General features: G+C 59.7%; 13 protein-coding genes and 1 pseudogene. 9 read left to right on the forward strand and 5 right to left on the reverse strand.

The window, feature by feature from the left end:
* Nucleotides 1–7: 7 nt before the first annotated feature.
* From srlB to gutQ, 5 genes are all read left to right on the forward strand, one after another.
* Nucleotides 8–370, forward strand: a complete 363-nt coding sequence (srlB, locus tag MC50_RS02690; RefSeq protein WP_032691006.1) for a PTS glucitol/sorbitol transporter subunit IIA — start codon at nt 8–10, stop codon at nt 368–370.
* Between the two features lie 17 nt (nt 371–387).
* Complete coding sequence (srlD, locus tag MC50_RS02695; RefSeq protein WP_032691005.1) at nt 388–1,167, forward strand: sorbitol-6-phosphate dehydrogenase; 780 nt, start codon at nt 388–390, stop codon at nt 1,165–1,167.
* A 157-nt stretch (nt 1,168–1,324) separates the two neighbouring features.
* Entirely contained in the window at nt 1,325–1,684 is a 360-nt protein-coding gene (gutM, locus tag MC50_RS02700; protein WP_032696783.1) for a transcriptional regulator GutM, read from the forward strand.
* A gap of 71 nt (nt 1,685–1,755) precedes the next feature.
* The gene (gene srlR / locus MC50_RS02705) at nt 1,756–2,529 is read left to right on the forward strand and encodes a glucitol operon DNA-binding transcriptional repressor SrlR (protein ID WP_032691003.1); all 774 of its coding nucleotides are present in this window, start codon (nt 1,756–1,758) and stop codon (nt 2,527–2,529) included.
* Nucleotides 2,522–3,487 (forward strand): arabinose-5-phosphate isomerase GutQ, encoded by a 966-nt coding sequence (gene gutQ, locus MC50_RS02710; protein ID WP_015585883.1) that lies wholly within the window; start codon nt 2,522–2,524, stop codon nt 3,485–3,487. The genes srlR and gutQ overlap by 8 nt, the downstream gene beginning before the upstream one ends.
* Here the strand turns inward: gutQ and norR are convergent.
* Entirely contained in the window at nt 3,450–4,994 is a 1,545-nt protein-coding gene (gene norR, locus MC50_RS02715) for a nitric oxide reductase transcriptional regulator NorR (protein WP_032698953.1), read from the reverse strand. The two genes, gutQ and norR, sit on opposite strands and share 38 nt — an antisense overlap.
* A 187-nt stretch (nt 4,995–5,181) precedes the next feature.
* On the opposite strand from norR, the gene norV reads away from it, so the two are divergent.
* From norV to MC50_RS29345, 3 genes and pseudogenes are all read left to right on the forward strand, one after another.
* Nucleotides 5,182–6,630, forward strand: a complete 1,449-nt coding sequence (gene norV, locus MC50_RS02725) for an anaerobic nitric oxide reductase flavorubredoxin (RefSeq protein WP_047663404.1) — start codon at nt 5,182–5,184, stop codon at nt 6,628–6,630.
* Nucleotides 6,627–7,760 carry an NADH:flavorubredoxin reductase NorW gene (norW, locus tag MC50_RS02730; RefSeq protein ID WP_047663405.1) on the forward strand — a complete coding sequence of 378 codons (1,134 nt, stop codon included), beginning with the start codon at nt 6,627–6,629 and terminating at the stop codon, nt 7,758–7,760. The genes norV and norW overlap by 4 nt, the downstream gene beginning before the upstream one ends.
* 211 nt (nt 7,761–7,971) lie before the next feature.
* A pseudogene (locus tag MC50_RS29345) lies at nt 7,972–8,046 on the forward strand (hypothetical protein); the annotation flags it as partial.
* A 316-nt stretch (nt 8,047–8,362) separates the two neighbouring features.
* On the opposite strand, the gene MC50_RS02735 reads toward MC50_RS29345, so the two are convergent.
* The 4 genes from MC50_RS02735 to MC50_RS02750 all read right to left on the reverse strand — a co-directional run bounded on the left by MC50_RS02735 (nt 8,363) and on the right by MC50_RS02750 (nt 13,305).
* Nucleotides 8,363–9,376, reverse strand: a complete 1,014-nt coding sequence (locus MC50_RS02735) for a HoxN/HupN/NixA family nickel/cobalt transporter (RefSeq protein ID WP_047663406.1) — start codon at nt 9,374–9,376, stop codon at nt 8,363–8,365.
* On the reverse strand, nt 9,373–11,607 hold the full coding sequence (gene hypF, locus MC50_RS02740) for a carbamoyltransferase HypF (protein ID WP_047663407.1): 2,235 nt from the start codon (nt 11,605–11,607) through the stop codon (nt 9,373–9,375). Before hypF ends, MC50_RS02735 begins: the two co-directional genes overlap by 4 nt.
* A gap of 9 nt (nt 11,608–11,616) precedes the next feature.
* A complete protein-coding gene (gene hydN / locus MC50_RS02745) occupies nt 11,617–12,144 on the reverse strand; it encodes an electron transport protein HydN (protein ID WP_032690996.1) in 528 nt (175 codons plus the stop codon).
* A 147-nt stretch (nt 12,145–12,291) separates the two neighbouring features.
* A complete protein-coding gene (locus MC50_RS02750; RefSeq protein WP_047663408.1) occupies nt 12,292–13,305 on the reverse strand; it encodes a LacI family DNA-binding transcriptional regulator in 1,014 nt (337 codons plus the stop codon).
* A 266-nt stretch (nt 13,306–13,571) separates the two neighbouring features.
* Here MC50_RS02750 and ascF point away from each other — a divergent pair, with 266 nt between their 5' ends.
* A complete protein-coding gene (gene ascF, locus MC50_RS02755) occupies nt 13,572–15,014 on the forward strand; it encodes a PTS cellobiose/arbutin/salicin transporter subunit IIBC (protein ID WP_032690994.1) in 1,443 nt (480 codons plus the stop codon).
* Nucleotides 15,015–15,021 lie beyond the last annotated feature (7 nt).

The raw sequence follows: 15,021 nt of genomic DNA on the forward strand, positions 1-15,021 counted from the left end.
CCTGAAGATGACCGTGATTTACCAGACCACGATTACGCGCATCGGCGCCAGCGCTACGCTGGCACTGGATGAGGAGATGCTGATTACCTTTCGCGAAGGCGCGCCGGCGGATATCGAGGAATATTGCTTTATTCACAATCACGGCGAGCTGTCCGGCACGCTGATGCCGGGCGCGGAGCTCCAGCTTGGCGAACAACGCTATCCGGTGACCGCCGTCGGCGATGTCGCCGAACAGAATCTGCGTGAGCTTGGCCATATCACGCTGCGCTTTGATGGCCATAGCGAAGCAGAGTTTCCGGGGACGGTCCACGTGTCTGGCCCCGTGCCGGACGCGATCGCACCCGGCTGTATATTGAAATTTGTTGCATGAGTTGTCAGGAGAAGACTATGAATCAGGTTGCTGTTGTCATCGGCGGTGGACAAACCTTAGGCGAATTTCTGAGCCGGGGCCTTGCCGCTCAGGGGTATCGGGTTGCCGTTGTGGATATCCAAAGCGATAAAGCCACGCGCGTCGCGCAGGCTATCAACGACGAATATGGAGAAGGAATGGCATACGGCTTTGGCGCCGATGCCACCAGCGAGGCCAGCGTGATGGCCCTCGCCCGCGGCGTGGATGAAATATTCGCGCGGGTGGATCTGTTGGTGTATAGCGCCGGAATCGCCAAAGCGGCCTTTATCAGCGATTTCGCGCTCGGTGATTTTGACCGCTCGCTGCAGGTGAATCTGGTGGGCTACTTCCTCTGCGCTCGCGAATTTTCACGGCTGATGATTCGCGATGGGATCAAGGGGCGTATTATTCAGATCAACTCCAAATCCGGCAAAGTCGGCAGCAAGCATAATTCCGGCTATAGCGCAGCGAAGTTTGGCGGCGTCGGGCTGACCCAGTCGCTGGCGCTGGATCTGGCGGAATACGGCATTACCGTTCACGCATTGATGCTGGGCAACCTGCTGAAATCACCGATGTTCCAGTCGCTGCTGCCGCAATATGCCAGCAAACTGGGTATTGCCGAGGACGAAGTCGAGCAGTATTACATCGACAAGGTGCCGCTGAAACGCGGCTGCGACTATCAGGATGTCCTGAACGTACTGATGTTTTATGCCAGCCCGCAGGCGTCTTACTGCACCGGACAGTCGATTAACATCACCGGCGGTCAGGTCATGTTTTAAACCCGGCGCGACCGGACCGGATGCCGTTTGTTCCCCGGTAGCGCTGCGCTGACCGGGCTACACGCCCGCAGAGATCTGCAGGTCCGTAGCCCGGTCAGGCGCAACGCGCCGCCTCCGGGAGAAGTGACCCGTACCGACAACCCTTCAGGAGACTTTTATGGTTAGTGCACTGATTGCCGTCGCCGCGATCGCCTGGCTGGCACAACTGGCGCTTGGCGGCTGGCAGATTCGCCAGTTTAATCGCGCCTTTGACCGACTTTGCCAGCAGGGGCGGGTCGGCGTCGGGCGTTCATCGGGCCGCTTCAAACCGCGCGCGATCGTCGCCATCGCCTTTGACGACCACGATCGCGTCAGCGATACGCTGCTGATGCGAGGAGTGACCGTCTTCGCCCGCCCGCAAAAAATCCCCGCGATAAAGGGGCAATATCGTGAGGAATTGCGACCAGATATGATCTTTCCCCAGGATCCGCTCTGTCAGAATGCACTATCATTAGCGCTTAAACCGAAACATGTATAATTTCGTTGTAAAAGTAAATATCTTGCGAAATTATCACTTCGAAACTTAACGCAGGATAGGATACTACCGCTATGAAACCACGTCAGCGCCAGGCAGCCATTGTTGAGCACCTGCAAGCGCAGGGTAAATGCTCGGTTGAAGAGCTGGCGCAACACTTCGACACCACCGGCACCACCATACGCAAGGATCTGGTGATCCTCGAAAATGCCGGCACCGTTATTCGCACCTACGGTGGCGTGGTCCTCAACAAAGATGAGCCCGACCCACCCATCGATCATAAGACGCTCATTAACACCCATAAAAAAGCGCTGATCGCCGAAACAGCGGTGCACTACATCCACGATGGCGATTCGATCATCCTCGATGCCGGCAGCACGGTGCTGCAGATGGTGCCGCTGCTCAGCCGCTTCAATAACATCACGGTCATGACCAACAGCCTGCATATCGTCAACGCCCTCTCCGAACTGGATAATGAACAAACGATCCTGATGCCCGGCGGCACCTTCCGTAAAAAATCGGCCTCCTTTCACGGACAGCTGGCGGAAAATGCCTTCGAGCAGTTCAGCTTCGACAAACTGTTTATGGGTACCGACGGCATCGACCTGAACGCCGGCGTGACGACCTTCAACGAGGTTTATACCGTCAGTAAAGCGATGTGCAATGCCGCCAGAGAAGTGATCCTGATGGCCGACTCATCAAAGTTTGGCCGTAAGAGCCCGAACATCGTCTGCGGCCTCGAGCGCGTGGATAAGCTGATTACCGATGCCGGTATTGACCCGACATTCCAGCGGGCGCTGGAAAAGAAAGGCATCGAAGTGATTATTACTGGAGAAGAACATGAGTAACTTTCTGTTAGAAGCCGGACGCCAGACCCTGATGCTGGAGCTACAGGAGGCCAGCCGCCTGCCTGAACGCCTGGGCGACGACTTCATCCGCGCGGCGGAAACCATCATCCACTGCGAAGGGAAACTGGTGGTCTCCGGTATCGGTAAATCAGGCCATATTGGCAAAAAACTGGCGGCCACTTTCGCCAGTACCGGCACCCCGGCCTTTTTCGTCCATCCGGCGGAGGCGCTGCACGGCGATCTCGGGATGCTTGATGGTCGTGACGTGATGCTATTTATCTCTTACTCCGGCAGCGCCAAAGAGCTGGATCTCATCGTTCCGCGTCTGGAAGAAAAAGGGATCCCGCTGCTGGCGATGACCGGAAAATCGCAATCCCCGCTGGCGCTGGCGGCAAAAGCGGTACTGGATATCGCCGTCGAACGCGAAGCCTGCCCGATGCATCTGGCCCCCACCTCCAGCACCGTCAACACCCTGATGCTCGGCGACGCGCTGGCAATGGCGGTCATGCAGGCCCGCGGTTTCAATGAAGAAGACTTCGCCCGTTCACACCCCGCCGGCGCCCTCGGCGCGCGGCTGCTGAACAAAGTTCACCATCTGATGCGCCGCGATGACGATGTCCCACGCGTCGACCTTGATACCCGCGTGATGGACGCGATGCTGGAGTTAAGTCGTACCGGGCTGGGTCTGGTCGCGGTCTGCGATGCGCAAAACCGCGTGCAGGGCGTCTTCACCGATGGCGACCTGCGCCGCTGGCTGGTCGGCGGCGGGACGCTCAACGATGCCGTTGCCCAGGCGATGACCCGCAACGGCGTCACCCTGCAGGCGGAAAGCCGCGCGGTCGAAGCCAAAGAGCGGCTGATGAAGCACAAAATCAGCGCCGCCCCGGTGGTCGACGAAAACGGCCTTCTGGTTGGAGCGATTAACCTGCAGAACTTCTATCAGGCCGGGATTCTTTAAGCCCCAGACGTTTCGCCAGCCGGTGCAGGTTGGCGACATCCAGCGCCAGCGCGCGGGCGGCAGCGGCCCAGTTGCGATGGTTATCCGCTAACGCGCGGGAAATCGCCTCGCGCTGGAATGCCTCAGTCGCCGCGCGCAGATTGATCGCCTGCATCGGCACCGCCGATGTCGCGGCGGGCAGTCCGGGCGCGTCGACGGCAAACTGAAAATGCGTCGGATCCAGCCGCACCTCATCGCCAGCCTGCGTCGCCCGCGCCAGCACTACCGCGCGATGAATCGCATGTTCCAGCTCGCGCACGTTGCCAGGCCACGGCCAACTGCGCAGACTTGCCCGCGTGGCGTCGCTCAGCACCACCTGCGCCAGCCCCATCCGCAAACGACACTGTTCGCAGAAATATCCAGCTAACAGCACCACGTCATCGTCACGATCGCGCAGCGCCGGCACCGAGAGCGGAAACACGCTCAGGCGATGATAGAGATCGGCGCGAAAACGGCCGGCAATCACCTCCTGGCGCAGATCGCGGTTGGTGGCCGCCAGTACCCGCACGTCAACCCTCAGGCTGCGATCGTCGCCCACGCGTTGGATATCGCCATACTGCAATACGCGCAGCAGCTTGGCCTGCAGCGCCAGCGACAGCTCGCCAATCTCATCAAGAAACAGGGTCCCGTTATCGGCCATTTCAAACTTGCCGCTGCGGTGGCTGATAGCCCCGGTAAACGCCCCTTTCACATGTCCGAACAGCTCGCTTTCGGCCACGCTCTCCGGCAGCGCCGCACAGTTCAGATAGATCAGCGGATTGGCCGCCCGCGGCGACCCCTGGTGGACCGCTTTCGCCACCAGCTCTTTGCCGGTGCCTGTTTCGCCGCTAATCAGCACGTTCAAATCCGACGCGGCGACGATATCAATCTCTTTTTTCAGCTGCTGTATCGGCGCCGACAGGCCGATAATCTCCTGGCGGTCGGGGGGCGTATAGCTCGCGCTCGCCTCCGGCAGCACGTTCTGATTTTCGAGGCGGGCAATGAGCAGCGCGTTATTCAGCGCTCCTGCCACCAGCGCGGCAATCAGCCGTAGCTCCTCATCGCTGAAGCTATCGAAACGGTCGGCGTCCATACCGTCGAGGGTCAATGCGCCTATCAGGGTTTGTCCGGCAAACAGCGGCAGCCCCACGCAGGCGTGGACCTTGAGGCTCTCCTGGCCGGGAATCAGCCCGTCATAAGGGTCGGGCAGATCGCTGTCCGCCGGGAAGCGGACGACATCCCCCGCGCGAGCAATCGCCTCCAGCCGCGGGTGCCCGGCCAGCGCAAAGCGTCGCCCCAGCACATCCTGCGCCAGTCCGTCGATAGCCAGCGGCACAAACTGATGAGCGTCGTAGCGCAGCAGCGCCGAGGCATCGCATCCCAGCACCTGCCGCAGGGTGGCTATCAGACGCGAGAATCGATCGGCGTGACCAATATCGCTTTGTAAATCAATGGCGATTTTCGCCAGTACCTCTACGGAAAAGCTCATTGCAGCCTCATTGTCGTTTTGACAGTGATTATTGTCATAACGACTATTTTAACCATTGTCATTTTGACAGCAATCAGTTTAAGCAAAAACACATAATATATTTAAAATCAATCAATTAAAAAGTTGGCACGTAACTTGATATAAGCAATTCATCTTATTTGAACACGCTGAATTAATTGAGGTTGCTATGTCTATTCTGGTTAAAAATAATATTCATTGGGTTGGCCAACGTGACTGGGAAGTGCGTGATTTTCACGGCACCGAATACAAAACGCTGCGCGGCAGCAGCTATAACAGCTATCTCATCCGTGAAGAGAAAAATGTGCTGATTGATACCGTCGATCATAAATTCAGCCGCGAGTTCGTGCAGAACCTGCGCAGCGAGATCGATCTTGCCGATATTGACTACATCGTGATTAACCACGCGGAAGAAGACCATGCCGGTGCGCTAACCGAGCTGATGAACAGTATCCCGGATACTCCGATTTACTGCACCGCCAACGCCATTGACTCCATAACCGGCCATCACCATCACCCGGAGTGGAACTTTAACGTGGTGAAAACCGGCGACAGCCTCGACATCGGCAATGGCAAGCAGCTGATCTTCGTCGAAACGCCAATGTTGCACTGGCCGGACAGCATGATGACCTACATGACCGGCGACGCGGTACTGTTCAGCAACGACGCCTTCGGCCAACACTACTGCGACGAGCACCTGTTTAATGACGAAGTCGATCAGACCGAGCTGTTCGAACAGTGCCAGCGCTACTACGCCAATATCCTGACGCCGTTCAGCCGCCTGGTGACGCCAAAAATTACCGAGATCCTCGGCTTCAACCTGCCGGTGGATATGATCGCCACCTCCCACGGCGTGGTCTGGCGCGACAACCCGACGCAAATCGTCGAGCTGTACCTGAAATGGGCGGCGGATTATCAGGAAGATCGCATCACTCTCTTCTACGACACCATGTCCAACAACACCCGCATGATGGCCGATGCCATCGCCCAGGGAATTACCGACGTGGACCCGCGCGTAGCGGTAAAAATCTTTAACGTCGCCCGCAGCGACAAAAACGAAATTCTGACCAACGTCTTCCGCTCAAAAGGGGTGTTAGTGGGCACCTCGACCATGAATAACGTGATGATGCCGAAAATCGCCGGCCTGGTGGAGGAGATGACCGGCCTGCGTTTTCGCAATAAGCGCGCCAGCGCCTTCGGCTCTCACGGCTGGAGCGGCGGTGCGGTCGATCGCCTGTCCACCCGTTTACAGGATGCCGGTTTTGAAATGTCGCTGAGCCTGAAGGCCAAATGGCGCCCGGACCTCGACGCGCTGGAGCTGTGCCGCGAACACGGCCGTGAAATTGCCCGCCAGTGGGCGCTCTCGCCGCTGCCGGTCGCCGCAGCACAGAGCGGGCCGGAACAGGAAAACTGCGCTTGTGCCGCCGCTGCGGCAGCCGATCTCGGCCCGTCGATGCAGTGCAGCGTCTGCCAGTGGGTTTACGATCCGGCGACAGGCGAGCCGAACCAGGATGTCCAGCCGGGGACGCCGTGGAGCGAGGTCCCGGATAACTTCCTGTGCCCGGAATGCTCTCTCGGTAAAGAGGTATTTGATGTCCTGGCAACGGAGGCGGTATGAGCGATGGTATCGTGATCATCGGCTCGGGCTTTGCGGCCCGTCAACTGGTGAAAAATATTCGTAAGCAGGATACGCACATTCCGCTGACGCTGATCGCCGCCGACAGCATGGATGAGTACAACAAACCGGATCTCAGCCACGTCATCAGCCGCGGTCAGAATGCCGAGGATCTGACCCTGCAAACCGCCGGGGAGTTTGCCGAACAGTATAACCTGCGCCTGTTCCCCCACGTCCGGGTGAGCAATATCGACGCCGAGGCCAAAGTGGTCAAAAGCCAGGATCGCGAGTGGCGCTACGACAAGCTGGTGCTGGCGACCGGCGCCGCGCCGTTTATTCCGCCGGTACCCGGGCATGAGCTGATGCTGACCCTCAACAGCCAACGCGAATACGGCGCCGCGCAGAGTCAGCTCCACGATGCGCAACGCGTGCTGATCGTCGGCGGCGGCCTGATTGGCTGCGAGCTGGCGATGGACTTCTGCCGCGCCGGAAAGGCGGTGACGGTAGTCGATAACTCCGCCAGCGTGCTCTCAGCGTTGATGCCGCCGGAGGTCAGCAGCCGCCTGCAGCATCGGTTAACCGATATGGGCGTACACCTGATGCTGAAAACCCAGCTTGCAGGGCTGGAGCAAACTGCCGACGGCATTCGCGTCAGCCTCGACCGCCAGCGCAGCGTCACCGTCGATGCGGTGGTCGCCGCCGCCGGTCTACGCCCGGAAACGGCGCTGGCGCGCCATGCCGGGTTGCTGATTCGTCGTGGCGTGGTGGTGAACAGCCGGCTGCAAACCAGCGATCCGGCAATTTACGCCCTCGGCGACTGCGCGGAAATCAATGGCAGCGTCCTGCCATTTCTGCAGCCGATTTTACTGAGCGCGATGTGCCTCGCTAAAAACCTGCTGTCGCAGGCGAGCGAACTGACGCTGCCGCCGATGCTGGTGAAGGTGAAAACCCCGGATCTGCCGCTGCATCTGGCCGGAGATACGCGGCGCGAAGACCTAACATGGAATATCGTTGCCGCCAACGACGGCCTGGTGGCTAAAGGCGTGGATGCGGAAAACCAGCTGCGTGCTTTTGTGGTCAGCGAGGAGCGAATGAAGGAGGCCTTTGCATTGCTCAAACAATTGGTACGTTAAGCTGCCCGAACGGGCGTTATTCCCGGGTGGCGGCGTAAACGCCTTACCCGGGCTACAGATTCTGCGTCGGTATTTTGCCGGGTGCCGCGACGCTTACCCGGGCTACAGATTCTGCGTCGGTATTTTGCCGGGCGCCGCGACGCTTACCCGGCCTGCCGTTCGGCATTCGTCCCGTAGGCCCGCGCAAGCGCAGCGCCGCCGGGCAACATGCCAGCTGCGTGCTTTTGTGGTCAGCAAGGAGCGAATGAAGGAGGCCTTTGCATTGCTCAAACAATTGGTACGTTAAGCTGCCCGAACGGGCGTTATTCCCGGGTGGCGGCGTAAACGCCTTACCCGGGCTACAGATTCTGCGCCGGTATTTCGCCGGACGCCGCGACGCTTACCCGGGCTACAGATTCTGCGTCGGTATTTTGCCGGGCGGCGCAACGCCTACCCGGGCTACAGATTCTGCGCCGGTATTTTGCCGGGCGCCGCGACGCTTACCCGACCTGCCGTCCGGCATTCGTCCCGTAGGCCCGCGCAAGCGCAGCGCCGCCGGGCAGCATGCCATCCAACCTCAGGTAGCCCAGCTAAGCGCAGCGCGAGCCGGAGGAATCCCCGACCTACTGCGCCAGGTTATCGTATCCGCGCCAGCGGTAATTGAGCACCGACAGCACCCAGCAGGCGACAAACAGCCCGATAACCACAAAACCGGCGTCGCCGAGATTATCGTTCAGCGCGCCGACCCAGCGCCATAGCCCACCGCTGAGCGAAAATTTGTCCATCAGCAGCCCCAGCGCTTCCAGACCACCGATAAATAACGCCACCACCACCGACGTACCGGTAATGGTCATATTGTAATAGAGCTTGCGCTGCGGTTTGCTAAACGCCCAGCCGTAGGCGCCGACCATCAGCACATTATCGAGGGTATCCACCAGCGCCATCCCGCTGGCAAACAGCGCCGGGAAGACCATGATCGACCAGATGGACATGCCGCTTGACGCGCTGGCGGCAGAAATCCCTAGCACGCCGATTTCGGTGGCGGTATCAAAACCGAGGCCGAACAAAAAGCCCACCAGATACATCTGCCAGCTGCGGCTAATCAGACGGAAGATTTTACCGAACAGCCAGCTCATCATGCCGCCGCCAGCCGCCACCTCATCGCTCACCTTGCCGCCTCTCTTCCATGCGCGAAAACTGCGCCAGACGCTGCGTAAAATCACCAGGTTGATAAACGCCATCAGCAATAAAAACAGCGCCGAGATCGCTGTGCCAATCACGCTGCCGGTATCGTGAAGCCAGTTCATCTGCTGGCCGAAAGCGGTGGCGGTCGCGGCAATCGCCGCCGAAGCCAGCACCACAATCGACGAGTGGCCAAACGAGAACCAGGCTCCGACGGCAAAAGGCCGCCGCCCCTGTTGCATCATTTTGCGGGTGACGCTGTCGATCGCCGCGATATGGTCGGCATCGACCGCATGGCGCAATCCGTACCCCCAGGCCAGCAGACTCGCCGCCATCAGCGCGCCGCTATCGCCAAACGCCTGCCAGGCCCAACCCCAGGCGAGCAGATTTGCCACAATCAGTCCCAGCACCAGCGCAGCGGCACGCGGCTGCTGGCGTAAAATTGTCACGATCATGATGATATCCTGTGAGCCTGCCGACGGGCCGCGGCCACGACCGCCTGACCAAACGCGATTGCCCCATCTCCGGCAGGTAGCTGCTGCGGAAACAGCAGAGTAAAATCCGCCAGATAAAAGGTCAATCGTGAGACCAGCAGCCGGTTATGCAACACGCCGCCGCTGAATGCCAACGTAGTCATCCCGCGCGACGTTGCACAATCGCGCGCCATCTCTGCCACTCCGCGGGCCAGCGCATCGTGAAAAGCCCAGGCTTTTTGTTCACGGCTCGCCCGCCACCCCAGCCACTGCGGCCAGAACGCGGCCAGATCCAGCTCCCCCGCCTGCCACGGCAGGCGAACAGGATGCGCAACGCCATCGCAGGCGGTGGCCAACGCCTCCAGCCGGCAGGCCGCCTCCCCCTCATAGCTCAGGCTATCCGGCGCGCAGCCCAGCGCGCAGGCCACCGCATCGAACAGGCGCCCGCAGGATGACGCCTTCGGCGCATTCATTCCCCGCTCAATAGCCCGCGCCAGCAGCGGCCAGTTATGCTGGCGCAGCGCCGCGGTTTGCGCATCGTTTTGCCAGTCATCAACGTAGGCCAGGCAGTGGGCCAGCAAATTACGCCACGGTTGACGAGCCGCCAGATCGCCGCCGGGGAGCGCCACCGCCGGCAGTCCGCCCAGGCGTTCGCACTGCCGGTAATTCACCCGCAGGCACTCGCCGCCCCACAGCGCGCCGTTTTCCCCCATGCCGATACCGTCGAGGACCACGGCAATCACATCGCCGCCATCCAGCGGCCAGCCGTGTTCCGCCAGGCAGGCGGCGGCATGAGCATGGTGATGCAGGACGCGCTCTACCGGCAGCGCCAACGAGGCCGCCCACTGCGTCGAACGGTAGCCCGGATGCGCATCGCTGACCACCAGACTGGGGGTAAAGCCATAAACCGCCTGCATCAGACGCCGCGCCTGATGCCACTGCTGTTCTACGCCTTCATCGCCGAGGTCGCCGAAGTGCTGACTCACTACCGCCTGCTCTCCGCGCGCCAGACAAAAGGTATTTTTCATATCGGCGCCGAGGCACAGCAGCGGCGGCACGTCGTGAAACCCCGGCGGTAACGGCATTGCGTCAGGCACATAGCCCCGCGAACGCCGTAGCATTTCACCACTTTGCCGCATCACCGAGTCGTCCATCCGCTGCACGATGTCGCGATTGTGCAGCAGAAAGCCATCGGCAATCCCGGCCAAATCGCGCAGCGCATCGGCGTTGGCGATCGCCGGCGGCCGCCCGCTCAGGTTGCCGGAGGTCATCACCAGAGGGCGCGCCAACGCCTGCAAAACCAGATGCTGCAACGGATTAGATGGCAGCATCACCCCCACTTCATTCAGCGCTGGCGCAATGTCGTCACACAGGCCATCGACCTGCGATTTCTCTATCAATACGATGGGCGCCGCGGGTGAAGTCAGTAACGCCTGCGCCGCTTCCGCCAGGCTATCCGCCGCCGGCAGCATCACCGCCAGCGGCTTTGCCGGACGATGTTTGCGTGCGCGTAACGCCGCCACCGCGCGCGGATTGCCGGCATCGCACACCAGATGAAAACCGCCCACGCCCTTGATGGCGACAATCTGCCCGGCCTGTAGCTGATGAATCGCCGCCTGCAATGCCGCTTCTCCGACCAGCGACTCGCCTTGCGCGCGCCACTCCAGACGCGGGCCGCAGTCGGCGCAGGCTACCGGCTGAGCATGAAAACGTCGGTCGCCAGGGTGGCGGTACTCGGCCTCGCAGCGCGGACAGAGTGGAAAAGGAGCCATCGAGGTAAAGGGGCGGTCATAGGGCATCGCGCGAATAATGGTGAAACGCGGCCCACAGTGAGTACAGTTAATAAACGGGTAGCGATAGCGGCGCTCCTGCGGATTGTTCATCTCCGCCAGGCACGCCGGGCAGGTGGCCGCATCGGGCACAATCTGGGTACGCATACTTCCGCCGCCGCTTTCGCGGATGGCGAAATCCTGCGGCGGCGTACGCCAGTGAAACGGCCGGGTTTCCACGCTGTCGATACGCGCCAGCGGCGGGCAGCGGCGGGTCAGCGCGGCGAGAAACGCCGCCTCATCGCCCAGCAGGCGCACCAGTACGCCGTCACCGTCGTTACATACGTCGCCGCAGCGAGCTGACTGCTGCGCCAGCTGCCAGACAAAGGGGCGGAAGCCCACCCCCTGTACTTTACCGCGAATGCGAATCTGCACCCCGTTCATCGTGCCGCCTTACCAGGCCAGCGCCGTACGACGACGTTTTTCGATATTCATCTGCTCAAGCTTATTGCGGTCCACGCAAATCAGCGCATGCGTCGGGCAGGCCTCTATACAGGCGGGGCCCTCCTCCCGGTGATGGCAAAGATCGCATTTATTGGCTTCCGCTTTTTCCGCCATCACGTTCAGCCCGGCACCGCTATGACGAATCACCGGACGCACCACCACCTCCATCGCGCCGTACGGACAGGCCACCACGCAGGTTTTGCAGCCGATGCAGCGCTCCTGCATCACGTGAATAAAGCCTTTATCCCTGGCGATCGCGCCGTTCGGACAGACGTTGGCGCACGGCGCGTCTTCACATTGGCGGCAGGCGGTCGCCGTCGAGACGTTGACGCCTTTGATCACATGGATACGCGGTAAGAAGGATTTTGGCGTCAGCGCGGCGCAGTCCTGATTTTCCTGATGAGAGACCACGCAGGCCACTTCACAGGTGCGGCAGCCGATGCATTTGCTCGCGTCGGCAATAATGAAACGGTTCATCCATTTCTCCAGCAGTAAGAAGGTTACGCGGCGGAGTATGCATAATACGTTCCAACTTTTATCGCACTGATAATAAAGGAAATGAATCACATATAGGCGGGGAACAGATTCTGTCATCGTCACATCTGACGATGACAGATGACGACGTCAGGCGAACGGTCCCGGGGCAATAGAGTCACGTTCAAGCAGCTCGCCGGGGAAGGTTTGCTGATATTTTAAATCACCGCCGTCGAGCATAAAGATCAGTCGGTTAATGCTCTCCTTGATCATCTCCGTCACCGGTATCTTGACGCTGGAGAGCGCCGGAACCATATACGGCGCCAGCACGATATCATCGAAGCCGATGACCGAGACCTGTTGCGGAATCCGCACGCCCTGCTGATGTAGCTGCTTCATCGCGCCAATTGCCATGTCGTCATTGCTCGCCACCAGCGCACTGTAACGGGCATCGCGCTGACGCAGCGTCTCTACGCCAGCAGCGCCGCTTTCCGGGGTCCATTTGCCCTCAACGATCAGGTCATTATGCAGCGAAATCCCGTGTTTCGTCAGCGCATCTTTATAGCCGGAAAGGCGTTCAATCCCGGTAGGCGAATCCAGCGAGCCGGTGATAAACGCGATATCACGATGGCCGTGGGCAATCAGTTTTTCGACCGCCGTAAACGCCGAGGCTTTTTGATCGGACCAGACGCAGTGGCTGGCGTTGCGCCGCAGTCGGCGGTTGAGCACCATAATCGGCTGCGGCTGGTTTTCTACGATTTCATCCATTTCATCAACGCTGAGAAAACGCGGATAGATGATAATGGCATCGCAGCGCAGGTCGAGCAGGTACTGGATCGCCTCGCGCTCTTCTTCCGCGCTGTGCTTGCCGTCGGCCAGAATCAGCTGCCGTCCCTTGTCTTCCGTCATCCGCGCAACGTGAAACAACAACTCGCTAAAATAGACCCCGTGATAAAGGGTGTTGGTTACCACCAGCCCCAGCGTCTGGCTCTTTTTGGTAGCCAGATTACGCGCCAGCAGATTGGGCCGGTAGCCGCTTTCCGCTACGGCCTGAAATACGCGATCTTTCGTTTCCTGGCTGACATAGCCGTTGCCCGACAGTACCCGGGAAACGGTCGCCTTCGATACTCCCGCGCGTTTCGCCACCTCCAGCATCGTTGCCATGTTGTTCTTCCTGTTGCAAAAGATGCCCGCAGTGTACTGCACGCCTCGCCGTTTTACAGCTTTGACTCGCGCGCAGCGCAGATTCTTTTTCATTTCACATAGCGATCAAAATCACAAAAATTAAAAATGATTTTTTTAGATCTTGTTAGAACAAATGAAACTCATCATGATTTTGTGGAACCGGTTTCCTACATATCCCTGATAGCGCACGATCCTCAGGTGCGATAACCAGCCAGTACCCTATTGATTAAACAGGATAAAATCCGATGTCTAAAAATTACGCAGCCCTGGCAAAGCAAATTCTGACGGCAACAGGCGGGGCGGATAACATCACGGCAGTCACCCACTGTATGACCCGTCTGCGTTTTGTGGTCAAAGATGATGCGCGGGTGGACAGCGCCGCGCTCAAAAGCCTGAAAGGCGTGCTTGGCGTGGTGCGCAGCGACAATCAGTGTCAGGTGATCATCGGCAATACGGTATCGCAGGCGTTTCGCGAAGTGGTCAACCTGCTGCCGGACAATATGCGCCCCGCGGAACCTCAGGGAAAACCGCCGCTGACGTTAAAACGTATCGGCGCCGGGATCCTCGATGCGCTGATCGGCACCATGTCACCGCTGATCCCTGCCATCATCGGCGGATCGATGGTCAAACTGCTGGCGATGATCCTCGAGATGAGCGGCGTCCTGCCTAAAGGTTCGCCCACGCTGACCATTTTGACCGTTATCGGCGACGGCGCCTTTTTCTTCCTGCCGCTGATGGTCGCCGCCTCTGCGGCGGTAAAATTCAAAACCAATATGTCGCTGGCGATTGCCATTGCCGGGGTGCTGGTCCATCCGAGCTTTATTGAGCTGATGGCAAAAGCGGCCCAGGGTGAGCACGTCGAGTTCGCCTTTATTCCGGTGACGGCGGTGAAATACACCTATACCGTCATTCCGGCGCTGGTGATGACCTGGTGCCTGTCATATATCGAACGCTGGGTCGATCGCATTACTCCGGCGGTGACGAAAAACTTCCTCAAGCCGATGCTGATCGTGCTGATCGCCGCTCCGCTGGCGATCCTGCTGATAGGGCCGCTCGGGATCTGGATCGGCAGCGCCATCTCCGCGCTGGTGTACACCATTCATAGCTATCTGGGCTGGCTGTCGGTGGCTATTATGGGCGCCCTGTGGCCGCTGCTGGTGATGACCGGGATGCACCGCGTTTTCACCCCGACCATTATTCAGACCATTGCGGAAACCGGTAAAGAAGGGATGGTGATGCCGTCAGAAATCGGCGCCAACCTGTCGCTGGGCGGCTCATCGCTGGCGGTAGCCTGGAAAACTAAAAATCCGGAGCTGCGCCAGACTGCGCTGGCGGCCGCGGCCTCCGCCATTCTGGCCGGTATCTCCGAACCGGCGCTGTACGGTGTCGCGGTGCGGCTCAAACGTCCGCTCATCGCCAGCCTGATCAGCGGCTTCATCTGCGGTGCGGTGGCCGGTATTGCCGGGCTTGCCAGCCACTCGATGGCGGCGCCGGGCCTGTTCACCAGCGTCCAGTTCTTTGACCCGGCTAACCCGATGTCTATCGTCTGGGTCTTCGGCGTGATGGCGCTGGCGGTGGTGCTCTCATTCGTACTGACGCTGCTGCTCGGCTTTGAAGATATCCCGGTAGAAGAGGCCGCAGCCGATGCCAGAGCGCGCCAGACCACGACCCGACCATCACACGTCTGAACACTAT

This window comes from Klebsiella planticola (assembly GCF_000783935.2).
GTDB classification, from domain to species: Bacteria; Pseudomonadota; Gammaproteobacteria; order Enterobacterales; family Enterobacteriaceae; genus Klebsiella; species Klebsiella planticola.